This is a genomic window from Allobosea sp. 05L423, assembly GCF_056397745.1.
The window spans coordinates 1-24657 of the sequence record NZ_JBFTOA010000007.1 but is presented as its reverse complement, the minus strand read 5'-3'; the positions used below and the strand labels follow the sequence as shown (position 1 = coordinate 24657).

19 protein-coding genes and 2 pseudogenes are annotated in these 24657 nt (G+C 64.5%); 8 read left to right on the top strand and 13 right to left on the bottom strand.

Features of this window, described 5'->3' with window-relative positions; translation table 11 throughout:
• Nucleotides 1-117: 117 nt before the first annotated feature.
• Both AC1DNE_RS17325 and AC1DNE_RS17320 read left to right on the top strand, forming a co-directional pair.
• Nucleotides 118-495: a response regulator transcription factor gene (locus AC1DNE_RS17325; protein ID WP_441471829.1), complete on the top strand. Its 378-nt coding sequence runs from the start codon at nucleotides 118-120 to the stop codon at nucleotides 493-495.
• A gap of 248 nt (nucleotides 496-743) precedes the next feature.
• A complete protein-coding gene (locus AC1DNE_RS17320) occupies nucleotides 744-1586 on the top strand; it encodes an alpha/beta fold hydrolase (protein ID WP_441471828.1) in 843 nt (280 codons plus the stop codon).
• 546 nt (nucleotides 1587-2132) lie between these two features.
• Here AC1DNE_RS17320 and cydB read toward each other — a convergent pair.
• The 4 genes from cydB to AC1DNE_RS17300 form a co-directional block, all read right to left on the bottom strand.
• A complete protein-coding gene (gene cydB, locus AC1DNE_RS17315) occupies nucleotides 2133-3119 on the bottom strand; it encodes a cytochrome d ubiquinol oxidase subunit II (protein WP_476765540.1) in 987 nt (328 codons plus the stop codon).
• Nucleotides 3120-3121: 2 nt separating this feature from the next.
• Nucleotides 3122-4549, bottom strand: a complete 1428-nt coding sequence (locus AC1DNE_RS17310; protein WP_441471826.1) for a cytochrome ubiquinol oxidase subunit I — start codon at nucleotides 4547-4549, stop codon at nucleotides 3122-3124.
• An 80-nt stretch (nucleotides 4550-4629) separates the two neighbouring features.
• Nucleotides 4630-6366 (bottom strand): ubiquinone-dependent pyruvate dehydrogenase, encoded by a 1737-nt coding sequence (gene poxB, locus AC1DNE_RS17305; protein ID WP_476841135.1) that lies wholly within the window; start codon nucleotides 6364-6366, stop codon nucleotides 4630-4632.
• A gap of 66 nt (nucleotides 6367-6432) precedes the next feature.
• Nucleotides 6433-7551: an FAD binding domain-containing protein gene (locus AC1DNE_RS17300; RefSeq protein WP_476841134.1), complete on the bottom strand. Its 1119-nt coding sequence runs from the start codon at nucleotides 7549-7551 to the stop codon at nucleotides 6433-6435.
• 224 nt (nucleotides 7552-7775) lie between these two features.
• On the opposite strand from AC1DNE_RS17300, the gene AC1DNE_RS17295 reads away from it, so the two are divergent.
• Genes AC1DNE_RS17295 through AC1DNE_RS17285 form a run of 3 tightly spaced genes read left to right on the top strand, consistent with a single transcriptional unit; the run spans nucleotide 7776 to nucleotide 11817 of the window.
• A complete protein-coding gene (locus AC1DNE_RS17295; RefSeq protein ID WP_476765538.1) occupies nucleotides 7776-9005 on the top strand; it encodes an MFS transporter in 1230 nt (409 codons plus the stop codon).
• A gap of 41 nt (nucleotides 9006-9046) precedes the next feature.
• Nucleotides 9047-10216: an HlyD family secretion protein gene (locus AC1DNE_RS17290; RefSeq protein WP_476841133.1), complete on the top strand. Its 1170-nt coding sequence runs from the start codon at nucleotides 9047-9049 to the stop codon at nucleotides 10214-10216.
• Entirely contained in the window at nucleotides 10213-11817 is a 1605-nt protein-coding gene (locus AC1DNE_RS17285) for an MFS transporter (protein ID WP_476841132.1), read from the top strand. The genes AC1DNE_RS17290 and AC1DNE_RS17285 overlap by 4 nt, the downstream gene beginning before the upstream one ends.
• A gap of 256 nt (nucleotides 11818-12073) precedes the next feature.
• Here the strand turns inward: AC1DNE_RS17285 and AC1DNE_RS17280 are convergent, their stop codons facing one another.
• Entirely contained in the window at nucleotides 12074-14347 is a 2274-nt protein-coding gene (locus AC1DNE_RS17280) for an FdhF/YdeP family oxidoreductase (RefSeq protein WP_476765535.1), read from the bottom strand.
• 717 nt (nucleotides 14348-15064) lie between these two features.
• Nucleotides 15065-15484 carry a winged helix-turn-helix transcriptional regulator gene (locus AC1DNE_RS17275; RefSeq protein WP_441471819.1) on the bottom strand — a complete coding sequence of 140 codons (420 nt, stop codon included), beginning with the start codon at nucleotides 15482-15484 and terminating at the stop codon, nucleotides 15065-15067.
• A 45-nt stretch (nucleotides 15485-15529) separates the two neighbouring features.
• Between AC1DNE_RS17275 and AC1DNE_RS17270 the strand changes: the two genes are divergently transcribed.
• Nucleotides 15530-15862, top strand: a complete 333-nt coding sequence (locus AC1DNE_RS17270; RefSeq protein WP_476804037.1) for a nuclear transport factor 2 family protein — start codon at nucleotides 15530-15532, stop codon at nucleotides 15860-15862.
• Nucleotides 15859-16641, top strand: coding sequence for an SDR family oxidoreductase (locus AC1DNE_RS17265; protein ID WP_441471817.1), 783 nt, complete (start codon nucleotides 15859-15861; stop codon nucleotides 16639-16641). The genes AC1DNE_RS17270 and AC1DNE_RS17265 overlap by 4 nt, the downstream gene beginning before the upstream one ends.
• A 97-nt stretch (nucleotides 16642-16738) precedes the next feature.
• Here AC1DNE_RS17265 and AC1DNE_RS17260 read toward each other — a convergent pair.
• The 6 genes and pseudogenes from AC1DNE_RS17260 to AC1DNE_RS17235 form a co-directional block, all read right to left on the bottom strand.
• A pseudogene (locus tag AC1DNE_RS17260) lies at nucleotides 16739-17402 on the bottom strand (glycosyltransferase); the annotation flags it as partial.
• A gap of 74 nt (nucleotides 17403-17476) precedes the next feature.
• Nucleotides 17477-18691 (bottom strand): MFS transporter, encoded by a 1215-nt coding sequence (locus AC1DNE_RS17255; RefSeq protein ID WP_441471816.1) that lies wholly within the window; start codon nucleotides 18689-18691, stop codon nucleotides 17477-17479.
• A gap of 375 nt (nucleotides 18692-19066) precedes the next feature.
• Nucleotides 19067-20080 (bottom strand): annotated as a pseudogene (locus tag AC1DNE_RS17250) (IS110 family RNA-guided transposase).
• Between the two features lie 444 nt (nucleotides 20081-20524).
• Nucleotides 20525-20857, bottom strand: a complete 333-nt coding sequence (gene folB, locus AC1DNE_RS17245; protein WP_476767380.1) for a dihydroneopterin aldolase — start codon at nucleotides 20855-20857, stop codon at nucleotides 20525-20527.
• A gap of 170 nt (nucleotides 20858-21027) precedes the next feature.
• Nucleotides 21028-21492 carry a GNAT family N-acetyltransferase gene (locus AC1DNE_RS17240; RefSeq protein WP_441471814.1) on the bottom strand — a complete coding sequence of 155 codons (465 nt, stop codon included), beginning with the start codon at nucleotides 21490-21492 and terminating at the stop codon, nucleotides 21028-21030.
• Nucleotides 21492-22283 carry a creatininase family protein gene (locus tag AC1DNE_RS17235; RefSeq protein WP_441471813.1) on the bottom strand — a complete coding sequence of 264 codons (792 nt, stop codon included), beginning with the start codon at nucleotides 22281-22283 and terminating at the stop codon, nucleotides 21492-21494. The genes AC1DNE_RS17240 and AC1DNE_RS17235 overlap by 1 nt, the downstream gene beginning before the upstream one ends.
• Before the next feature lie 110 nt (nucleotides 22284-22393).
• Between AC1DNE_RS17235 and pdxR the strand changes: the two genes are divergently transcribed.
• Nucleotides 22394-23881, top strand: a complete 1488-nt coding sequence (gene pdxR / locus AC1DNE_RS17230; protein ID WP_441471812.1) for a MocR-like pyridoxine biosynthesis transcription factor PdxR — start codon at nucleotides 22394-22396, stop codon at nucleotides 23879-23881.
• Nucleotides 23882-24433: 552 nt separating this feature from the next.
• Here the strand turns inward: pdxR and AC1DNE_RS17225 are convergent.
• Nucleotides 24434-24657, bottom strand: a 224-nt coding sequence (locus AC1DNE_RS17225) for an integrase core domain-containing protein (protein WP_476841131.1), incomplete at its 5' end; no start/stop codon positions are given.

Here is a 24657-nt window from a genome sequence, read left to right as displayed (position 1 = left end):
GCGTGCCGGGTGCAAACCTGCGTATGATGGCCGCACGACGCATGATCCTTCATAACAAGGTCTGGCCGCGCACCGGAGTCCCCTTTCGTGCGACCATCGGCACAAAGAAACGTGGACATGCATCACATACCGACAGTCGCGATCGTCGATGACGACGACGGCGTTCGTAATTCTCTCGCCAGCCTGATCCGCTCGCTGGGCTACGAAGCCCGCAGCTATGGCTCGGCGCCGGAATTCCTCGCAGATTGCGAGACGGGCGATCCCGACTGCATGATCTCCGATATACAGATGCCCGAAATGAACGGGGACCAGCTCCAGGCCGAACTGCTAGCGACCGGACGGAGCTTCCCCATGATCTTCATGACGGCTTTTCCGACAGCCGCCACGCGCGAGCGCGTCATGGCCGCCGGCGCTTGCGCCTTCCTCGACAAGCCGGCCGAACCCGACACGATTGCGCATCACCTGGCCGCGGCGCTGGCGCATAGCCGCGGCTGAGCGGCACACCCCACACCTTCGTATGAGGCGCTGATCCAAGCGTAGGATTCCGGCCCCGGCTGCCCCCGCCTAACCTGTCTTCGTCAGCTACCCAATGCGGAGACAAGGCCATGTCCGACGTCAGTTTCATCGTCACCCGGCGGGTCGCAATGGCCGGCATGGCCGCCGCTTCTGCAGCGAGCCTGATCCCTGCGGCAGCATCTGCACAACCGTCACAACCCATTCGGAACACGACAGGACCCACGACCATGAGCAGCGGTTACGTCAAGACCAAGGACGGCGTCGAGATCTTCTACAAGGACTGGGGGCCCAAAAGCGCCCAGCCGATCATGTTCCATCACGGCTGGCCGCTGTCCTCGGACGACTGGGACGCGCAGATGCTGTTTTTCCTCGCGAACGGCTACCGCGTCGTGGCCCATGACCGTCGCGGTCATGGCCGCTCTTCGCAGGCCGATACCGGCAACGACATGGATCACTACGCCGCTGACGCCTTCGCCGTGGTCGAGCATCTCGACCTCAAGAACGCCGTCCATATCGGCCACTCCACCGGCGGGGGCGAGGTCGCCCGTTATGTCGCGAAGTTCGGCCAGCCCCATGGCCGCGTCGCCAAGGCGGTGCTGGTCAGCGCCGTGCCGCCGCTGATGCTGAAGACCGCAAGCAATCCGGGCGGAACGCCGATCGAGGTCTTCGACGGCTTCCGCAAGGCGCTCGCCGCCAACCGCGCGCAGTTCTATCTCGACGTCGCGTCTGGCCCCTTCTACGGCTTCAACCGCGAGGGTGCCAAGGTTTCGCAAGGGGTGATCCAGAACTGGTGGCGCCAGGGCATGATCGGCGGGGCGCTGGCCCATTACGAGGGCATCAAGGCCTTCTCCGAGACCGACCAGACCGAGGACCTGAAGGCGATCACCGTGCCGACGTTGGCGATGCAGGGCGATGACGACCAGATCGTGCCCTACAAGGACGCGGCGCTTCTCCAAGCCAAGCTCCTGAAGCACGGCGCGCTGAAGATCTACGAGAGCTTCCCGCACGGCATGCTGACCACCCACGCCGAGGTGATCAATCCGGACCTGCTGGCCTTCGTGAAGGGCTGACGCGCAACCCACGCGCAACAATGACCAAGGGAGGGCGGATCATCTCCGCCCTCCCTTTCGTTTGGCCGCAGCCGGTGGTGTTGGCTGGACGACGCAACCAAGTGATCTTTGCATGATGCGTCGCCCCAGCTTGGCCGCCGCTTCCTCCCCCATCTGTTGACGCACCACCACGGCGTATCCGGGCAAACCCTCGATCTGACCAAAGGGCGTGGCGAGGGAGCACGCCGGCACATGCAATGCTCACTCCTTTGCAAGCTGAAGGTGGGTGTGGACCGGGCTTCCCGCCCTGCTGCCGCGGCCGCCTTGCGATGCCGGGGCTCGCCATGGCCGCAGCTCTCGTCTCTGCAGCCACGACATCGCCGCCGACGAACGTATCACAACGGACGCGGCCAAAGCGTCGGATACCACGAAAGCTCGGGATCCCAAGGGAACCCGAGCCTGGCTTCTTGGAACGAAGAGGTCGATCTCCTGCGAAGCGACTCGCAGTTCGTGGTGGGCGTTCAGGCCTCCGGAGGCGGCTCCATGCCGCTGAAGGCGCCCTACACTTTAGTGATACTCGCTATCCGGGCGGAGCTTGCCGCGGAAGACGAAGTAAACGGCAACCGTATAGGCTAGGGTGAGCGGCAGGACGAAGAGGCCGGCTCCCCAGAACAGGAACGCGAGCGAGGCGTGCGGCGCGGCTGCCTCCTCGATCGTCAGCGTGAACGGCAGGATATAGGGCAGGAACGAGCCCGCGAGCGTGGCGAAGGCCGCAATGAAGATCGTTGCTCCGGCGGTGAAGAGGTAGCGATCATCGCGCCTCCTCACGCTGCGGACCAAAGCGTGGAACGCTGCAAGCCCGATCAGCGGGAAGATCAGGAGGATCGGCCGCTCGATCCAGCGATGCAGGACTGGAAGGTCGATGACCAGGGCGTGGATGAAGACCGCGACCAGAAAGACCAGCAGGGCTGCGATCAATCCCGGCAGGACACGGAACCCGAACTCGCGCAGCAAACCGGTATCCTTGCCCGCGATCCAGCAGGCGCCGATCATCGCATAGCCGATGCAGAGACCCACGCCGCAGAGCAGAGCGAAGGGAGACGCCCAGCCCAAGGGGCCGCCGACATAGACGCCGTTCTCGATCGGCAGTCCCAGGACGATCGCACCGACGGCCGTTCCTTGGATGAAGGCGGCGACATAGGAGCCGGCGACGAAGCCGCTATCCCACAGCCGGCGGAAACGCTGTGTCTTGTACCGGAACTCGAAGGCGACGCCGCGCAGCACCAACCCGCCCAGCATGAGGAACATGGGCAGGTAGAAGGCTGGCAGCAGGATCGAAAACACCATCGGAAAGGCGCCGAAAAGCGTGGCCGCCGAAATCACGAGCCAGGTTTCGTTGCCGTCCCAGACCGGGGAGATCGCGACCAGCATCGCGCGCCTCCCTGTCTCATCGGGTGCGAAGGGGAACAACAGGCCGACGCCGAGGTCGAACCCGTCCAGAAGCACGTAGAGCAGAATCGAAAGCGCTAGTGCGGCGGCCCAGAACTCGACCATGGTCAGTCTCCCTTCGCGGTGGCGGCCGCCACGCCCGGGCTGTCTCCGGGGATCGAAAGCGGCCGCTTGGGATTGGTACCGGCGGATGTCCGGTCGGCGGGCGGTAGCCCGGCAGACGGGCGTGGCCCGTCCCGCAGCAGCCGGTAGATGTAGAGGGAGCCGAAGCTGAAGATCAGCGAATAGACGAGAGCGAACAGGATCAGACTCGTGGCGACCTGCGGCGTGGTCAGGTGTGGCGTCGCCGCGTCGGCCGTTCGTAGCAGGCCGTAGACGACCCAAGGCTGCCGGCCGACCTCGGCCGCGAACCAGCCAGTCAGCGTCGCGATGAATCCGAGAGGGAAAGACAGGAACGTCGCCCAGAGAAACAAGCGCGCCCGCAGGATGCGGTCGCTCAGGCTCAGCCAGGAACCAAGCCAGGCCAGCGCCAGCATCACGAGGCCGCAGCCGACCATGATCCGGAAGGCGAAGAAGGGGATCGCGACCGGAGGGCGCCGATCGGGCGGGAAGCTCTTGATGCCGATTTCCTTGGAGGTCAGGCTCATCGAGCCGATCAGGCTGCCGAGATAGGGAATGGCGAGCTCGAAGCGATTTGTCTCGGCCTTTTCGTCGGGCCAGGCGATCATTATCTCCGAAGCGGGTTGCTGGTCGTTCCAGCGTCCCTCGATCGCCGCGAACTTGGCCGGCTGCGCGTCATGGACGAAATCACCGACGAGATGGCCGAAGCCGATCTGGAGGGGGACCAGGATCGCCGCGAGCCGCAGCCCCATTGCGAGCATGGCGCGGCCCTCCAGGACGGCGCGGCCGCGCAGGACGTACCAGGCGCCCGTGGCCGCGACGCAGAAGGCGGAGGTGACATAGGCCGCCAGCATCATGTGCGGAAAGCGCGTCCAGACGGCCCGGTTGAAGATGATCGCCGACCAGTTGGTCGGCACGAAGACGCCGTCCGGGCGCAGATCGAAGCCGGTCGGGAACTGCATCCAGCTGTTGTTCACCATGATCCAGAAGGACGACAGCGTGGTGCCCGCGGCCACCATCAGGCAGGCGAGGAAATAAACCCAGCGCGGCACCCGGCCACGCCCGAACATCAGCACGCCGAAGAACGACGCCTCGAGGGCGAAGGCGGTGAAGCTCTCATAGCCGAGCAACGGGCCCTGGATCGGGCCGGTCCGCCGCGACAGCTCGCTCCAGTTCGTGCCGAACTGGAACGCCATGACGATGCCCGAGACAACGCCCAGCCCGAAGGCGACGGCGAAGACCTTGAGCCAGAAATCCGAGAGCCGCCGATAGATCCGGTCGCCCGTGACGAGGCAGCAGCCTTCGAGGAAGGTCAGCCATGCCGCCAGTCCGATGGTGAAGGCCGGGAAGATGATGTGAAACGAGATCGTGAAGGCGAATTGTATCCGCGACAGCAGCAGGGGCGTCAGTTCCATGGCGCGATTCCGGCAATAGGGAGCGGGCGCCGGGGCCGTTGAGGCCCCAGCTGGCGGATATCTCGATTGGTTCGGTCAGTTCAGCGCGGCAGCAGGTTCTGCTTGGCGAGGTCTAGCACCTCGTCGCCGCGCCCGCTCATCACGGCACGCAGCATCCACAGGCCGAAGCCCTTGGCCTGTTCTAGCCCGATGGTCGGTGGCATCGAGAGTTCCTGCGTCGCGGTCACCACGTCGAGCACGGCCGGCCCGTCATGGCCGAGCACATCTGCAACCGCGCCCGGCAGATCGCCGGGATCCTCCACTCTGACGCCATGAATGCCCATGGCACGCGCCATCGCGGCGAAATCGGGATTTTCTAGATCGGTTCCGACTTCAAGGAAGCCGGCGGCCTTCATTTCAAGTGCGACAAAGCCGAGCACGCCATTGTTGAAAATGACGATCTTCACCGGAAGCTTCTGCTGCTTGAGCGTGATCAGATCGCCCATCAGCATGGTGAAGCCGCCATCGCCGGAAAGCGAGATCACCTGCCGGCCGGGCTGCGCCGCCTGGATGCCGATGGCTTGCGGCATGGCATTGGCCATCGAGCCATGCACCAGCGAGCCGACCAGACGGCGCTTGCCGTTCATCTTGAGATAGCGTGCAGCCCAGATCGTCGGCGTGCCGACATCGAAGGTGAAGGCCGCATCCTCCGCGGCAACGTCGCTGACCACCTTCGACAGATATTGCGGATGGATCGGCTTGCGGCCTGGCGTGCCGCGCGCCAGCGCGTCGAGCCCTTCCCGGGAGTGCCGGTAGCGGTCGAGGCTGTCGTCGAGATGCGTCCGGTCCTGCTTTACCGCGAGACGCGGCAGCAGGGCCTCGATCGTCGTGCCGACATCGCCGACGATGCCGAGATCGAGCTTGCAGCGGCGGCCGAGCTGCGATGCGCGGATATCGACCTGCGCGATCGCGATGCCGCTCGGGAGGAACTGCTTGTAGGGAAAATCGGTGCCCAGCATCAGCAGCAGATCGCATGCGTGCATCGCCTCATAGCCTGAGGCGAAGCCGATGAAGCCGGTCATGCCGACATCGTAGGGGTTGTCGTATTCGACATGCTCCTTGCCGCCGAGCGCGTGGACGATCGGGCTCTTCAGCATCTCGGCGAGTTTCATCAGCTGGGGATGCGCACCGGCACTGCCACGGCCGCAGAACAGCGTCACGCGTTGTGCTCCGTTGAGCAGGGCAGCGAGGGCCTCGACTTGCGCCTCGGCAGGCGTGACTACGGGCATCGGCGGCAACAACCCTGCGGCGGGCGCGACATCACGCGCCGGCGCCGGCTTCAGCGCCACGTCGCCGGGGATCACGATGACCGCGACACCGCGCTCTCCGACGGCGGCGCGGATCGCATTCTCCAGCACATAAGGCATCTGGCTGGGGTCGGAGACCATCTCGCAATAGACGCTGCATTCGCGGAACAGGTTCTGCGGATGCGTTTCCTGGAAATAGCCACCGCCGATCTCCGCCGATGGTATCTGCGCAGCGATGGCGAGCACGGGCGTGCGGCTGCGCTGGGCGTCGTAAAGGCCATTGATGAGGTGCAGGTTGCCGGGACCGCAAGAGCCGGCGCAGACAGCGAGCTTACCTGTGATCTGAGACTCTCCGGCGGCCGCGAAAGCCGCGGCTTCCTCATGCCGGACATGCACCCAGTCGATCTTGCCGGTCTGGCGCAGCGCTTCGGTCAGCCCGTTCAGGCTATCGCCGACGACGCCGTAGATGCGCTCGACTCCCGCACGATCCAGGGTTTCGACGATCAGATCGGCAACATTGCGTTTCGACATGAGCTTGGCCTCTCTCGCTGTCTTCGAAGGATTTCGGTGTCACATGGCCGGCATGTCCGCCGGAGCTTACAGCGCGGTCGCACCAAGGCGTCGGCCCAGGGCTGCGATCTCGCGACCGACCGGCAAGCGCTCGCTTTGGTAAAGCGCGAGAGCCGTTTCCAGATCGGCCGCCGCGGCCAGATGCTTGCGCAATGACATCACGTCGCCGGCCGCCTTGCCGACCCCCATGGCGGTGTGCGGCCTGACCACGAAGGCCGCATCGCCGATCAGAGCGATACGCCCTCCCACCATGGCGGGCGTCTCGTAGTCGTAGATCCCCTGGATCGAGGGCGTCTCCTCCGCCGCGACGGCAAGCGAGAAGGGCGGCGGCAGGTGGATGCGGGCATCATGGCGCAGCGCGTCGCGCCGCTCCGCTGACAGCCCGCCGCGCGGCAGCGAGACCGGATGGGTACGGCCGTCGCGATCGGTGAAGAGCGCACGTAGATCATGCTCCGCCACCCGCCGGTACCAGACCCAGTTGTAGCGCCGCTTGCCTGGCGTGGTCTCGCCGTTCGGGCCAGGTACGAGGTAGCCCAGCGCGTGGTCGCCCGGCGCGAGATAGAAGGCGAAGCGGTCCAACAGCAGCGAAGCCCTCGCAGGCAGCGCCATCTCGGGGATCAATCCGCGCCAGGCAACATAGCCGGCATAGCGGTTTGCCGCATGATCGGGAGAGAGTGCCTGGCGCACGACCGAGCCGATGCCGTCGGCGCCAATCAACAGATCGACCTCCTCGCGCGAGCCGTCGGCGAAGCTGAGCGTCGCGGGACCATCGCCTTGAGCTTCGACCCGCACGAGCTGGCTGCCGAGCCGGTAATCGGCCGGCGCGATGCGTTCCGCGACCTGCTCGTAGAGCACGTCCCACGAGAGCTGGGTCTGCGCTTCCCTGATCGTCTGCACGATCTCTCCTGCCTGATCGAGGAAGATGCGCTCCTGCGCGATCACGCCGATATCGGCGAGGTGCTCGATGCCGATCGCCCGCAGGATCTGGAAAACCTCTCGTTGAGGGACTAGGCCGGCGCCGCGACCCGCGAGGCCTTGGCGGGAGCGCTCATGGACCCTGACATCATGACCGTCGCGCTTCAGCAGGACGCCGGCGAACAGGCCTGCGAGAGATCCGCCGATGATGCTGATGCGAAGTGGTTTCATGGCGCGCCTCTCGCGGATGCCGGAGGGCCCTGAGCGTTTCCGCCACCGGGCCTGTTCCCTTCATTGAGACAACGCGGCGGGTCGATCCGGCAATCATACGCAGGTGTGTGCCGGGCATCCGCAAGCGCTACAGAATGCGCAAGCGCCAGCGCGTAGCTTCGAAGCCATCAGAGCCGGATCGACCGCCAACCCGGTCGCGCCGGCCCGCTAGCGGAGCACATACTATGCACAAGCCCGTCAAGCCGGATGCAAGCCCGCCGCGCATCGGCAGCATGGTGATTTATGCGATGTCAGCCGCAGCCGGCATCGCAGTCGCCAACATCTACTACAACCAGCCGATGCTTGGCCTGATCGAGGTGGAACTGCCCGGCTCGCTGTCCGGGCTGTTTCCAACCGCGACGCAGCTCGGATACGCCGCAGGGCTGTTCCTGTTGGTGCCGCTCGGCGACATCGTCGAACGCAGGCGTCTCATCGTTATCCAGTTCGGGGTGTTGGCGGTGGCGCTTATTCTGGCAGCTGTAGCGCCGGGCGCGGCCCTGCTGGTGCTCGCCTCGCTCCTCGTCGGCCTCGCTGCGACGGTCGCCCAGCAGATCGTGCCGCTGGCTGCCCATCTCTCGGCGCCGGAGCGGCGCGGCGCCACGGTCGGCACGATCCTCGCGGGAATCCTGACCGGCATCCTGCTCAGCCGCACGCTGGCCGGCTTCGTCGCGACGCATGGCGGATGGCGCGTGATGTTCTGGCTCGGCGTGCCGATGGCGCTGGGAGCCGGGGCCCTGATGATGCTGAAGCTCCCGCACAGCAGGCCGGATTCCCAACTCGGCTATGGCCGCCTGCTGCATTCGATGCTGCATCTGTGGCGCGAGTTCCCGGCCCTGCGACTGGCGGCGCTGACGCAGGCTCTGCTCTTTGCGGCCTTCACGGCCTTCTGGACCGTCCTTGCGTTCCGCCTGCAGGCGCCACCCTTCGGCCTCGGCGCCGATGTAGCAGGACTTTTCGGCATCGTCGGCGCGGTCGGAATCCTCGCGGCGCCGCTCGCCGGCCGCATCGCGGACTCCAAGGGAGCTGCTCCCGTGGTCGCGCTGGGCGCCGTCGTGACCTTGTCGTCATGGCTGGTCTTCGGGCTGTGGACCTCTCTCGCAGGGCTCGTTCTTGGCGTCGTGCTGCTCGATTTCGGCATGCAGTCGGCGCTGGTCTCCAACCAGCACATCGTCTTTGCGCTGCGGCCGGAAGCCCGGGCTCGCCTTAACACCATCCTGATGGGTGCGATGTTCCTCGGCGGCGCCGTCGGTTCGGCGACCGGAACCTATGCCTGGCAGGCTGCCGGCTGGCCTGGCGTTGTCGCGCTCGGGGTCGCCTTCGGCGCCGCCGCTGTCGCGCTGCAGGCGGCAAGCCATATCGGCGAGCGGCGGAGACGGCGCGCGAGCGCCGCTTCCGGCAGTGCCTCGTCGCACTGAAGCCACTGGCGCCCTCGTCCTTCAAAGCGGGAGGAACGACCATGACATCTGCCGTGACCGAAACCGACAGCGTCGCGCCCATTGAGCAGTATGACGGCCCGGCGTCCTGGCGCTATCGCGGCCTCGCGGCCTTGGCCCATCCGCTGTTCCATGCGGGAATTGTGATCGCTATCGTCGCCGTGGGCTGGGCCATCGCGGCGCATTGGGACCGCTGGACCGGGTCGGCGCGTTACCAGGCCACCGACGACGCCTTCATCGCCGGCGACACCACACCTCTCGCGGCCCAGATCGCGGGATTGGTCAGGTCGGTTGCGGTCGATGATTATCAGCTCGTGCGAGCGGGGGATCTGATCGCCGAGATCGAGCCCGCCGACTATCTGGCGCAGCGTGACCTCGCCGAGGCCGATCTCGCCGCTGCCCGGGCGACGCTCGCCTCGGTCACGGACAAGCGCGCCATCCAGCGCACATTGATCGAGCAGGCCAGGGCCACGATCGCGATAGCCGAGGCCGAAGTGCTGAGAGCCGATGCGGAGGCCAGCCGGCAACGCGAGCTGCTGCGCAAAGGCCTCGCGGGAACCGAACAACTGGTCGAGCAGGCGGATGCCGCGGCAGCCAAGGCAGCTGGATCGCTGGCTCTGTCGCGTGCGCAATTGCTTCAGCAGGACGCCGCACTGACCGCGCTCGATGCAACCGAACGCGAGCTCGCTGCGCAAGTGAGTGCCTCCGCAGCCCGGCTCAAGCTCGCTCATGACAATCTCGGCTACACGCGCATCCTGGCTCCGGTCGATGGCCTCACCGGTGCGAGGCAGGCCCATCCCGGACAGTTTGTTTCCGTCGGCAGCCAGATCATCACCGTCATGCCGATGACAAAACTCTGGGTCGTCGCCAATCTGAAGGAAACGCAGATGACCAATATCCGCGTGGGCGACAAGGCCACGGTCACGGTCGATGCCTTCCCGGGAAGCGTGCTGACGGCGCGTGTCGCGAGCTGGTCTCCGGGCACCGGCAGCGTCTTCGCCTTGCTTCCTCCCGACAATGCGACCGGCAACTTCACCAAKGTCGTCCAGCGCATTCCGGTCAAGCTCACGCTCGATCCCAATCGCGATCTCGGAGCCTTGATCCGGCCGGGCATGTCCGTTGTCGCCACGATCGACACCGCCCGCCCCCAGGCAGCCGGCCCGGCAGGGGCTTCGTCCGGGAGGGCGCCGTGACGGTTTCCGTCGAAAGCCAGAGCCTCGTGCCTAGCGCCACGCCCGGGATCGCCTGGCAGCCCTACATTGGCCTTCTGGGTGTGATGCTGGGCTCCATGATCGCGACTCTCGGGACGCGAGTGACCACCTTCGGTCTCGCCGACCTTCGCGGCAGCTTGAGCGCTGGCTTCGATGAAGGGGCCTGGATCACGACGGCGCTCGGCCTCGGCCAGCTCATCTCGGGGATCTCATGTCCCTACATAGCTTCCGTCATCGGCGGACGAAGGCTTTTGCTGGGCGGCATCGTCGTCTCCTTCGTCGCCTTCTTGCTCGCGCCACTATCTCACACTGTCCACGGCTATATCGCCGCGCAATTCTTCGCCGGGCTCGGTACGGGAACCTTCATACCGCTGACGATCATCTTCATCATCCGCTATCTGCCCAAGCCGCTGCTGCCCTACGGCATCGCGGTCTACGCGATGAATCTGGAGATCTCGCTGAATGTGGCGGCCTCGCTCGAAGGATTCTATCTCGACCATTGGTCCTGGCGCTGGATATCCTGGCAATATTGCCTCGTGCTGCCGCTGATGGGTCTGTGCGTCTGGCTCGGGATGCCCAGGGACACGCCCATCCGCGACCCGCTCAAGAACCTCGACGGCAGCGGGCTGGCCTATGCGTGGCTAGGGCTCGGCGCGCTCTACATCGCGCTCGACCAGGGCAATCGGCTGGACTGGCTCGGCAGCGGGTTGATTAACGGCCTGCTCGTCGCCGGCGGCCTGGCAATCATCGCCTTCGTCGCAAGAGAAACGACGGCCAGCCGCCCGGCGCTGAATCTGCGCCTGCTCGCCGTTCCGGGCCTCCTGGTGCTGTTTGTGCTGCTCGCCGGATTCCGATTCATCATTCTCTCGACGGCCTACGTCATCCCGACCTACCTTCAGACGCTGCAGAACTACCGCTCGCTGGACATCGGCGCAGTGCTCGTCTGGATAGCCGCGCCGCAGGTCTTTCTCGTCGTCCCGCTGGCCATTCTGATCAAGCGCCTCGATCCCCGCTGGACGCTTATCGCGGGCGCGGGACTGGTCGCGATCGCTTGCCTCCTATTGACCCAGCTGACCGGATCCTGGGCGACGGGCGATTTCCTGCCCTCGCAGATCCTGCAGGCCGTCGGCCAGTCCCTCGCCCTGACCAGCCTCGTAGCCCTCGTATCGAGAGCAGTGAAGCCCGAGCAAGCCGTGACGGTTGGCGCCTTCATGCAGACCAGTCGGCTTCTCGGCGGGGAGGCGGGGACCGCATTCATGCAGACCTTCGTCAGGGTCCGCGAGCAGATCCACTCCAATCTGCTGGGGCTTCACGTGCAGGGACAGGCGGCGGACACGGCGCATCGGCTCGCGGACTACGGATATTCGATTGCGCACCGTCTCGCCACGACATCGCAAACTGCGGCGCTGGAACTGAAAGTGCTGGCGACAGCGGTCGGTCAGCAGGCGGCGGTCCTGGCCTATATCGACGCTTTCGCGGCCGCTGCGGGCGTTGCCGTTCTTTGCTGCATTCTGGCCGCGTTGGCGCCGAAAACCGGTTCGGCTCGGGTCATACCAGCGGAATCTCTTCTCCCATCCGCGTGAGGATTCCGGGCCGACTAATTCTCAGTCGGCCAGAAACACACCGGCGAAACGAGTTAGCTGCATGGATGGGCTACGAAGCGACGTCGTTGTCGCGCATGATCATCCGGAATCGCCGCAGGGCCCGTGACAATGCGACGAACGATCGGATCCGACTGGATCGCCGGCGGCTCAGACACGCTGCCACGCATTCTGCGCGCGAAACCGCCTCAGGTGCGCGCGGCCACGCCAAATTCTGCCGGGCGGCTAAGGAGCCGGCTCAGCCAGCGGCAGCGCGCAGAATGACCGGAATTGACTTGTAGCTGGGCGTACCGCTGCTCCGGTCATAGTCGTGCAAACCCAGCAGCAGATTGGCTTCGGGGTAATAAGCCGCGACCGATCCTTTCGAAATCGGATGAGCGACGGCCGTCTGGCCGGCAAGTACCCGCCCGGGGCCGGCGACGACGTCGATCCGGTCGCCATGAGACAAGCCGAGATCGCTCAGATCCGCCTCGTTCACGAAGACAACGTCGCGCCGCCCGCTGATACCGCGATAGCGATCGTTCATCCCGTAGATCGTGGTGTTGTACTGTTCGTGGCTGCGGATCGTCGTCAGCACCAAGGTGTCATCGTCGCGATGATCGTCCTCGTCGACGCCCTCGAAAGTCAGGAAGCGGGCCTTCCCATCCGGCGTGGCCCAGACGCGATCGGACGCTGCAACGGTGAGCCGGAAGCCGCCGGGCTTGCGAACACGGGTATTGAAATCATGGAAGTCCGGGAAGACCTCCTCGATCTTGTCGCGGATGCGGTCGTAGTTGGCGATCATTCCCTCCCAGTCGATGGCGCTATCGGCCAAAGTCGCGCGCGCCAGCCCGGCAATGATCGCGGGCTCCGAGAGCAGAAGGTCCGAGGCGGGCTTCAAGCCGCCGCGCGAGGCATGCACCATCGACATCGAATCCTCGACGGTGATCGACTGCGGCACGCCGTGCTGCTCGTCCCGCTCCGTCCGGCCGAGGCAGGGCAGGATGTAGCTGTGTGGCGTGGTGAGCAGGGCTGTCCGGTTGAGCTTGGTGATGATCTGCACGGACAGATCGAGTTTGCGGAAGGCCGCGAAGCAAGCTTCCGGATCGGGCATCGCCACGGCGAGATTGCCCCCCAGCCCGATGAAGGCTCGCGCGGTCCCCTCCTTCATGGCAGCCACGGCTTCGACCGCATTGTGGCCGTGCTTGCGCGGCGCACTCAGTCCAAAGGCCTTGTCCAGCTTCTCCAGAAACGCTTCCGTCGGAATTTCCGTGATGCCGACGGTCCGGTCGCCTTGCACGTTGCTGTGGCCGCGCAGCGGGCAGATGCCTGCGCCGGGCTTGCCGATCTGGCCGCGCATCAGCAGGAGATTGGCGAGCTGCTGGACGTTTTCGGTGCCGTGGCGATGCTGCGTCAGGCCCATGCCGTAGCAGATGATCACGCGCTCAGCGCTCCAGTAAACCTGCGCCATGGCCTCGATGTCGGCGCGGGACAAGCCCGACCGGGCCTCGATCTGCGCCCACGAGGTCGCATTGATGTCACCGACGAGTGCTGCGAACCCCGTCGTGTGTTCGGCGATGAACGGGCGATCGAGCAGCCCTTCGCCGCCGTCGTCGATCTGCGCCCGATCGGCAGCCAGCAAAGCCTTCATCATCCCTTTCAGCATCGCCGCGTCGCCGCCGACCTTCGGCTGGTAGTAGGCGGAGGCAAGCGGCGTCGAGCTGAACGTCGTCATCTCGACCGGGTCTTGGGGAGCAGCGAAGCGTTCGAGGCCGCGTTCCTTCAAAGGATTTGCGACGACGATGGGCACGCCGCGCTTGGAAGCCTCGCGCAGGGTCGTCAGCATCCGCGGATGGTTGGTGCCGGGATTGTGGCCGATGCAGAAGATCGCGTCGGCGAGGTCGAAATCCTCCAGCGTCACCGTCCCCTTGCCGACGCCGATCGACTGCGGAAGTCCGACGCTCGTCGCCTCGTGGCACATGTTCGAGCAGTCGGGGAAGTTGTTGGTCCCGAAGGCGCGGGCGAAGAGCTGGTAGAGGAAGGCGGCCTCGTTGGAGGCTCGGCCCGAAGTGTAGAACTCGGCCTTGTCAGGATGATCAAGCGCTCGCAGGCGCGCGCCGATCTCGGCGAAGGCTTCCTGCCATTCGACGATCTCGAACCGATCCGTTTCCCTGTTATGGCGCATGGGGTGCGTCAGCCGGCCGGCGTCCTCCAGTGCATGGTCCGACCACGTCCAAAGCTCGGACACCGTGTGTTCCGCAAAGAAGCTCGGTCCGGCACGCTTGACGGTCGCCTCCCAGGTAACGGCCTTGGCGCCGTTCTCGCAGAACTCGAAGGAGGAGGTGTGCTTGGGGTCCGGCCAGGCGCAGCCGGGACAATCGAAGCCAGTCGGCTGGTTCATCCGCAGCAGAGCCCGTGTGCCGCTGCTGGTGCCCATTTCGTTGCGGAGCGCCTCAGCGACTGCCTTCAGGGCTCCCCAGCCTCCCGCCGGTCCTGAATATGGCTTGATGCCGTCGGTCGCGTCGTCCGCCATGATGAGGCTCCCGCATGGAGAATGTTGTCAGCGTCCAATCTCCCGTTATCGCGGCAACGGCCATCATACCTAGGTTTGGGGTTACACCCGCCGAAGCCTAAAAAAAGCGATGAAGATCTTGCCACCCGCGCGTGACTTGCCAGCGAGCGTGACCGGTTTTTCAGCAAGTATGATTTTGAGCTCGTCATGATGCTGCGCCGAAAAAAGCTCGGTGAGCTGTGCGGTAGTGCCGTGCCAGCCGCGGGCTAATTTGAAAATCGCGAATTAGGCCGCCCGAGAGCGGAAGTTCCACAAGTCAGCTAGGGGCCATTAACGGCCCTATTTGGCAGGTGAAGCTGCTTCCTCCTGAGCTTGTGCGGCTCTAGCCTGACCGCTTTCGCACTGGCGGTGTACTCGGCCGCATCGAGCCCGTCGTTCCTCGGTCTCGCATTTCGACACGAAGGTTCTGCCGACGGCTAATGCAGGACGCGGGTTCAACCTGGGCGATGGCCGAAGCTCAAAGCTAAGTTGGTTTGTCTGGATCGTAGGGATCGCCTGAGCTGCGGAGCCTGCGCAACGTGCGGGCGATGAAATGAGCGCTCAGGCAACCAGCGCGACCGAAGCCAAGGCACATCTGGGCCGTTTCAACACGGCTTCTGCGAGCCTGGAAGAGCATGGGCTGTCCTCCACGCGCCTTCGCCAGGCCAACGGAACAGGCAACGATACCGAACCGCCCGCCTAGCCCTGCCCTTCCGCAGCCGTAGGCGAGGCGGCACCGTCCGATGGCCGCATGTCCTCGCGCAAAGCAGCCCATGTCAGCAGGGCGTCGAGCGCAGGGCAAAGGGCCTGTCCCCACTCGGTCAGCCCGTACTCGACCTTTGGCGGCACCTGATGGTGCACAATGCGGCGGACGATGCCGTCTTGCTCCATCTGTCGGAGCTGCTGGATCAGCATTTTTTGGGAGACGGCGGGGATTGCCCGTTCGAGATCGGAGAAGCGCAGGATCCGTCCGCCGAAGAGATGGAACAGGATCACGAGCTTCCAGCGCCCCTCCAGAAGCTTCAGCACCTTCTCGACGCCTTCCGCCGCCGATTCCCGCGTGTGGCCCTGCGGCTCACCATCAGGTATGTACCTTACTTTTTCATGCGTACTTGTCATTCGGTGAGTTTAGGTCGATCTCCAAGCGTAAGCAACAAGCCGGAGATGCCCTATGCACTTCACGCTCCCCAAGCCGATCGCGGATTACTTCGCCGCCGATCGAAAGGATGCGAAGCGGTCGCCCGCTGTTTCGCCGAGAACGCCACTGTCATCGACGAACGCCGGACCTACACCGGGCGTGACGCGATCCGTCGTTGGAAGGCGCAAGCCTCGTCGCAATACAGCTATGTAGTTGAGCCTGTCGCGATCGCCGCCGAAGGCGACCGGACGATCGTGACGAGCCATTTGACCGGCAACTTCCCTGGCAGCCCCGTCGATCTGCGTTTCGTCTTCGTTCTCGCAAGCGATGCGATCGTCTCGCTGGAGATTGCACCGTGAGCTTCGAACTTGATTTGAATGGACGCCGTGCCCTCGTGACAGGCAGCACGAAAGGCCTCGGGGCCGCCGTCGTCTCGGTCCTTCGGGAAGCAGAAGCGCGGGTGGTGGCGACGGCGCGCAGCGTGCCCGGATCGGCTTCGGGGCATCTACACTATGTCGCGGCCGACATCGCCACGGCCGAAGGTTGCGCGACAGTGGTCAAAGCGGTGTTCGACTGCCTCGGAGGCGTCGACATCATCGTCCATGTCGTCGGCGGATCGAGCGCGCCGGCCGGCGGCTTCGCCGCTTTGGACGATCAGCAATGGCAGCAGGAACTGAACCTCAATCTGATGCCCGCCGTTCGGCTGGACCGGGCGCTGCTGCCGGCGATGATCGAGCAAGGGGCGGGTGTTATCGTTCACGTCACATCGATCCAGCATGTCCTGCCGCTGCCCGAGTCGACGACCGCCTATGCGGCGGCGAAGGCAGCACTTTCGACCTACAGCAAGAGTCTGTCCAAGGAGGTGACGCCGAAGGGAATCCGCGTGGTGCGCGTCTCCCCCGGCTGGATCGAAACGGAGGCCGCGATCGCTCTCGCCAAGCGTCTGGCCGCGCAGGCCGGCACCGACTATGAGGGTGGCAAGCAGATCATCATAAACAGCCTGGGCGGCATACCTCTGGGCCGGCCGGCGAAGCCGCCGGAGGTCGCCGACCTCATCGCGTTCCTCGTCTCGCCGCGCGCCGGCGCCATCAGTGGGACCGAGTTCGTCGTCGATGGGGGTACGATCCCGACGGCTTGACTGGCAGAGATCGCCCGCCAACGGAGCCGCTCAGTGCGTGTCGGATAGCGGCATGAACCTCATGCGCCCGCCGGCCACAGTGCGTCGCACGGAGGCCAAGCGGCTGGATCATGTTTCGGAAATAATCCTCATCGACGGGGTCGACCTTCACAGTGATCCGAATGCGCATCCCGGCACGCTTGGCGATCTTGATCGCGCGGTCGGGTGGCTTCTCCGGAGCGATCCGACCCAGGAAGCAGAGGTAATCCCCTCCCCGCTCATTGAACGGACATAGTCCCTGCCCCAGTCCGTGATGGACGGTCGCCAGCCAGTTCACGGGTGCTGGGCATCGGCTTCCGCTGGCCGTCGGAGATTGAGATCGGCGGCATCCGCGGGAATGCATGATAGACCGGCAGGAAATCGGGCAGGTCCAGGCGACCATGCAGCCTCGTCACGCATTTATGGGTCAGGTCCGAGAACATAGCGTGCTGGAGCAGATCGAGATGGAAATGGATGACGTCGAATGACGCCTGCCGTTCCCGGACTCACGCGAGCATCGCGAGGTGGCTGGCGGTGTGATCTCGAATTCCTGACAGCCGCAAGCCTCCGGGTGCGCAGGCGACCAACTCGGCCGAGGTCTCGGAATCGCCCGAGGCGAACAAGGTGATCTGATGCCCCTGCCGCACGAGCTCCTAGGTCAGCCATGACGCCACCCGTTCCGTGCCCCCATACAGCCGTGGAGGAACCGGTTCCGCCAGCGCCGCAGCTTGCGCGATCCGCATCCCTTGCTCTCCGGCCAACCTGCCCTGCGAACGCGGGCGCGCTTTCAACGCCGATCGCGGCCGGAAGTTCAGGGTCAGAGCTCGCCGATGCGGGTTTTTGGTCGGGCCTGCGAGACAGTCTCCGGCATAGCCGTCAGAATAAGAAGAAGGGCGATTACCCCCACTCCGGCGAGCACGGCAAAGGCGACATTGTATCCGCCCCAAACGACCAAGCTGCCAGCGAATGCGTAGCTTGATGCGCCTCCTATACCTTGAATGGTACCGAGCATTCCGCGCGCCATGTTGTAGCGACCGCTGCCCAGGACGGCGCCGTAGAGAACGAGCGGCAGCAACACGTCGAACAACCCGGCCCCGACCCCGTCGAGAAGTTGGAAGGCGATCATCCAGTAGGGGTCGTCGACCGTGGCGAAGAGGATGCCGCGCAGCGGGAGAGCGGCGAACGCCAGGATGAGCAGCGGCTTGCCGCCGATCCGGTTGGCGCGCATCACGAGGAAGGCCATCGGGATCGTCGCGAGCTGGGCGATGATGATCGCCGCCGACGTCACGGCGGACTCGAAGCCCTTTGCCTCAAGTGCCAGCTTCTGGCTTGCGAGGGCCAGCATCGGCGCATTGGCGAAGTGGAACAGCGCCGTGCCGATCGCCAGCACGGAAAAGGGGCGCTCGGCGAACAACTGCCGCCAGGGATAGGGCCAGCCGGCTTCGGGGGCGACGTCATCGAGGCCGCGAGCGCGCTCATGATCGATGGCACCGGCCGGGATCGAAAGGACCGCGATCATCGACAGCCCGGCGAATAGCGGAAGCATATAGAAGACACCACGTTGCCCGAAATTTGTGCCGACCACCGCAGCCAGCGCGGCTATGAACAGGTTGCCGAACCGGTCGAATGCGGCATTGCGCCCGAGCTGCGCGGCAACGTCGCGGGAGCCGTAGAGCCCGAGCGTGATCGCCGCGATCGTGGGTGCAAAGACGGCGCCGAGGAGCGCCATGCTGACATCCGCGACGAACACGACCGCAATCGTCGGATAGGTCGCGATGCCCGCCCCCAGGAGCGCGAGAAGCCAGGCCCCGCCCACCATCAGGCCGCGCTTGGCGCGCGTGGCGTCGATCAGGGCGCCGATCGGCGCGTGAAAGGCAATGCCGATCAGACCGCTGACGGTGAGCAGCGCCCCGATCTTCGCCTGGTCCCATCCGACCTCCGTGAGCAGGAAGACATTGACGTAGGGGCCGAGCCCGCCGCGCAGATCCGCCAGCAGGAAGTTCAGCCAATCTAGGCTTGACCGATACGACACTCGCTCTACTTCGAAGAAGCTGATCTTAAGCCTGATACATGAACCTCTTTCGCCGCGAGCGACAGGTTCGCAACAAGTTGGATACCGTTCAAGCGACTTCCGCTCCCGACCGATTGTGTTCTCTAACGGGTCAAGGTCTGGCAGTTTGGTCCTGAGCGGTTGATGCCGTTGGGTGCCTGCGTTCTCTGCGTGCTCATTGGCACTTGATGGGGTCAGCTGGGTGCAAGGTGGCTTGGTTGAAAGCGCAGTCGGCCGACCTGATCGGCAGCATGCTACGGAATCGGCGCCATGATCTGCTCCCTCCCTTGGGCGTCGCTCCCGCTCGGGAGCTCGTTGCGGCCTCCTGTCTCGTCTGCCTCTGCCTGGCTCTGATTGTCAGGCGGGCCGGAACTCGGTGGCATGCCGAAGCATGGTGTGCGTGATGATCGCGAGACGGCGGGCGAGCGCGATCCGCGCCTTACGCATTGTCGAGCGCCTGGCAATGGCGAGCGCCCAGTCCTTCAGCTTCAGTTTGCCCTTATAGCGGGTGAGCGTGACGTTGGCCGCTTCATAGAGCAGGATTCGCATGCGTTGGTCGCCCACCTTGGAGATGCTGCCGACATAGTCGATCTCGCCGGACTGATAGCGACGGGAACAAGACCGAGATAGGCACCAAGGTCGCGCGAGCGCCGGAAGCGCGACGGATCATCGACGGCGGCGGTGAAGGCCAGCGCGGTGAGCTGGCCCACGCCGGGGATGGTCATCAACCGACGGCAGGTGTCGGAGGCGCGAACGAGGCGCTTCATATCCGCGTCGATGGCGGCGACCGCGCCAAGAACCGCGTCCCGGGCCGCGACGAGGCCGCGCATGGCGCCGGCCAAGCCGGTGATTCCGTCGCTCATCCGCACGACCTCGTCGACGGAAGGCCGGGCTGAGCCCGCGCGGCAAGCGGACGCCGAACACCACCGCCAGCCCCCGGATCTGGTTCTCCAGCGTGACGCGTTGCCCGACGAGCTTCTTGCGGGCGGCGATCAGCGCGCGGATCGCATGGGCCGGTAGCGACTTCACATGCACGGCCTTGTAGAAGCCGGTCCTCGCCAGCTGCGCCAGCCCGCGCGCATCGTTGCGGTCGGTCTTGTGCGTCGCCAGCATCTTGAGCGCCTGATAGGCCTGTCGGCTCTCGATGCAGATGACCGGAACGCCAAGTTCGGCCAAACCGTGATAGAGCATCGGCGCCATCCGGCCCGTCTCGAACACCACCCGCGTGCAGCGGGGCGCTTGCTCCAGGGCTGCCGCTATCGCCACCGAGGACGAGATGGCTTTGACCTCGTGCATAACCGCGCCGTCGCGATCGACGACGCAGATGTGCGTCTCCTCCATCGAGACGTCCAGTCCAGCAAAATACTCCATGATCGATCTCCTCTTCTGCAGCGGAGACAACCCTATCGGTCTCCAAAGAAGAGCAGCCAGACCGTTACCCCATGTTGAAAAAGTTCGCTGCAATACTTCGCGCCGGTTTACTCGGCCGAAGAGTAGAAATTTCATCTCTACGCTGACGCGATGTTCGGACGCGAGGGCATTTTCCTGAATCGTGAAGAAAATTCCTCTCCGTCTAGCGCCGACCTCGAACGAATTTGGCGCTAGCCGGACTTTTTTCAACACAATCGAACCTTTTCTGGCGTTGCAAACGTCTGCTTTTCGGCAATCGTCCAAGGCACCATAAGAGGGCCAAATCTGACCGACCTCGGATGCGGTGTCGTTGATCTTGCTGGCCAAATGCCCGTTGGCTTCGGCGCGGAACGCATCGCGAGCACGCGGACTTGAGCGTTGCGACCGCATTTGGCGATCGCTGCGTCAGCTTTCACGGGCAAAATCCAGTTTGATGCCCACCGCAGTCATTCTGCCCGGGATTGGTGGAGAGGGCTTGCGCAACGTTAAAGCAATGGCATTGATCGGTGGATAGGCGACGAAAATGGCGTCGGCTAAGGAGCGAGCGGCGGCTTCGAGCAACTTGAAACGTCTGATGGAGAAGGTCTTGGTCACCAATGCGACCACGTCCCCATAATTCACCGTGTCGGCCAGATTGTCGCTAGTAGAGGACGCTCTCAGGTCACAATCGAGCACGAGATCGATGACGAAGCGCTGGCCCAGCCGCTCTTCCTCGGCAAACTGCCCGTGATAGGACATAGAGATCGAGTTCCTGGATCAGGATTTGCCCAGTCCGACTCATCTTTCAGCTCCGGTGTTCGCCAAAGGCTTGATTGCCAGGGCGTGTGGTCAAAAGTCATGCGATCGGGAAGGCACTGCTCGGGTGAACATTCGCCTCGGAAGAACGGTGACGGTGAGGTCGCTCGAGATCAGGCCAGCTCCTTGCGATAGACAATGAAGCCTGAGCAACGGGCAACGTTGTCATAGAGCTTGCGTGCTGGTGCGTTGCTTTCATGAGTCTGCCAATAGACGCGTTTAGCCCCGGCTCGGCTCGCGCGCTCATAGACCTCCGTGATCAGCTTCCGGCCGACGCCTTTGCCCCGCGTGGCTTCGCTCGTGAACAGGTCCTGCAGGTAGCAGGTCGGCCCGATCATGGTGGTGTTGCGGTGGAAGATGTAGTGCGTGAGGCCGAGGAGCGTGCCGGCATGCTCCGCGACGAGGCCGTGGACCGGCTCGTAGGAGTCGAAGAACCGCCCCCAGGTGGTCAATGTGACGTCGTCGGCGAAAGCCGCTTCGCCTGTGCGCCCATAGAAGCTGTGGTAGCCGTCCCAGAGCGTCCGCCATTGCTCGAAATCGCATCGCTCGACGTCTCTGACCGCGATGCCCCACCCCATCACGCAGAACCTCCCTGCCTGTTCCACGGTTCGCCGGCGATGAGCTTCGCGGCCAGAAGTTCCGCCGCAACCTCAAGGATACGCTCGCCCTTTTCTGTCGAAGCGCGCCGGGCGTCGCCGCGAACGCCGCTCGGGCAGAAGTCCTTGAAAGAGGTCCAGAGCAGCAATGGATCGCTCAGCGGCGACGCGTCGCCCTTGCGGTATCCGGGCTGAAATGCCTCACCAAGCCGCTCGGTCCGGACCAGATCGGGCTGTACGGCCATCATCATAGAGGTTTCAGCCTCGCAGGCATGCTGCAGAACCAACTGGTCTTCGAGGATCGCCTCCAGTGCGCGCTGCTGATTGGGGAGGAGCGTATAAGTCGTGCTCGCCACGGCCAGTCCTGTTTCCTGCGTGAGAACATCAGTCAGCACATGCAGGGCCGAGATGTTACCGCCATGTCCGTTCACGAGCAGAACCTTGCGGAAACCGGCGACCTTGATCGACGTGACGATGTCGCGGAGCAAGGCGTGATAGGTCGCCATGGAAACGCTGAAACTCCCGCCAAATGCGATGTGGTGCTGAGCGAGCCCGATCCAGACCGTCGGAGCGATGAGGATCGGGCGATGAGGCGCGACAAGACGAGCCACCCACCCGGCGACCGCTTCGGTCAGGATTGTATCGCAGCCCGTCGGCAAATGCGGACCGTGCTGCTCGGTGGAGCTCACGGGCAGCAGCACGATCGCATCGCTCTGCGCGAGATCGTTGAGATCCTCGGCCGTCCGCGCGGCCCAATGGAGGTCGGATAGCATAGCAGCCTCGTTGCAGGGGTGGTTGGCGTGCCGCCCTCCGGCATTGCCGTGCACCAAAGGCGCCCTTATACGGGCGAATTGACCCGGCAAATTCAGCCAATTCGGACAGTATGACCAGGCCACTTTCACGGACACGATCGACGGCCGAGATCCTGCTGACGCTGCTGGAGACAGCCACTCCGCCAGCGTCTTTGGCAGCGCGGTTGCAACAAGCCGTGCGGCGCCTCGTGCTGGAAGGCCACGCTCCTGGGGGAGCGCGCCTGCCGTCGAGCCGGATGCTGGCAAAGCAGGCCCGCCTTGCCCGTGAAACCGTTGATGCCGCCTATCATCAGCTCGAACTCGAGGGGTTTGTCGTGCGGCGGCAGGGAAGCGGCACCTTTGTCGCGCCGCGCGATGCCGCACCCGCCGGGCCCAATGGCCGAGCGCGCGCGAAGGGCCGCGGGATCGCGGGATTATCCGAGCGCGGGCAGCTCCTGACGGCCGGCGGCGGCATCATCGACCACGGCAGGCCGGTGCCTTTCACCTTGCTCCCAGATGTCGAGATCTTCCCGCTGCAAACCTGGCAGCGCATCGCTGCCCGCGCCGTCCGCGCACGATCACGCACGGACCTGCTCTACGCAGAGGCGCAGGGCTATTTGCCTCTGCGCGAAGAAATCGCGCACTACCTCGCGGCCTGCCGCGGAATCGTCGCCAGTCCCGGGCAGATTCTCGTTCTCAGCAGTTCGCAGCAGGCCCTCAGCCTGATCGCGAAGCTGGTGGCCTCGGCCGGGGACCTAATCGCCATCGAAGATCCCGGCTACCACGGTGCGCAGATGGCGTTCCGAGGCGCGGGCACCATGCTGCTCCCGATATCTGTCGACCAGGAGGGACTCTCGGTCGAGCAACTCGCGAAGGCGGAGGCACGGGTCCGCGCCGCCTACGTCACGCCGTCGAACCAATATCCCCTCGGCGTCACCATGTCGCTCGACAGAAGGCTGGCGCTGCTCGATTGGTCGGAGAGGAACGGCTCCTGGATCGTCGAAGACGACTACGACAGCGAATTCCGCTACGATGGTAGGCCTATCGCCGCGCTCCAGAGTTTGAATGCGCGGGCCAATGTCCTCTACGTCGGCACCATGACCAAGGTGCTATTTCCGGGGCTTCGGATCGCGTACCTCGTCGTGCCGGAGCACCTGGCTGCGGCCTTCGTTACCGGGCGCTCGCTGATCGACGGTTCCGCCGCCAAGCTCAATCAGGTGGTGCTGGCCGATTTCATGCGGGAAGGACATTTCACCGCGCATACCCGACGGATGCGGCAGATATACCAGGCGCGCCGGGATCGGTTCGTCGCAGCATTCAACCGGCATCTGGGCGCCTTTGCCGCTTGCAATGTGCCGCGGGCGGGACTCCACGTCACCGCGATGCTGAAGAGCGCGCTGGACGAGGCGGCGACGCTCGCCGTCGCGGAGCGCTCGGGCATTGCTCTGCGCGGTCTCGGTCGGCTGGCGCTCGGCTCCGCGCCGACCGGAGGCTGGCTCATGGGTTTCGCCTCCCGGCCCCCACAGGACATGGAAGATGCAATGATGCACTTCGCGAACGCCCTGCGGCTGTCTGTTTGAAGTCCCGGAGGGATTCGCAGGGGCCTATAGCCACGGGAATCCGGATTCGTGGAGGCCGGAATCGGCTCATGGCCCCGATTGCTATGACGTGCATTCGGTCGCCGATCGCGAGGACGCGAGGTCCACGATGAGGGCAGGGTGAGCAACAAGGCTGAACTCATCGCGCTCGGCGTGCATGCCGGACTGCATTTCCGAACGTCGTGTCGAAACCCTTTCAGACGCCGATTCCATCCGGCATCGAGAAGCCGCCCACCACCTGGCTGACACCACAGCTCAGTTTGCCGCAAGCCTTGACCCGATCGAGGGTTGTCGACTGTCCGTAGGCCGTCGAGCAACTGAAGGCGACGCGGAGCGCCGCTATGGCGAACGCAATCGCCGCATTTGACATTGCAAGACTGTGCTCGACGAATGAAATTCGGACCGCAATCCATACGCACCGGATATGAGAGCCATCGTCTCATGGACCTCAACTTGAGAATGATCGAATGCTTCAAGGCGGTTGATCCGAGACCGTTTGCTGGACCGCCGGAGGCTGGAGTTTCCGGCCTTCGATCACGGCGGTGAGCTGGGTGTCCCGCCGGGATTTTGCAGCAGGATCAGTGGCTTGTTGCCGATGGCCCCGTGCGGCCGATCCTCGTTATAGTATCTGACCCAAGCCTCCATCTTTTCGGCCGCATCTGCAAGCGTCAGGAACCAGTGCGTGTTCAGGCACTCGCTGCGGAAACGGCCGTTGAAGGCTTCGATGAAGGCATTGTCGGTCGGCTTTCCCGGGCGGC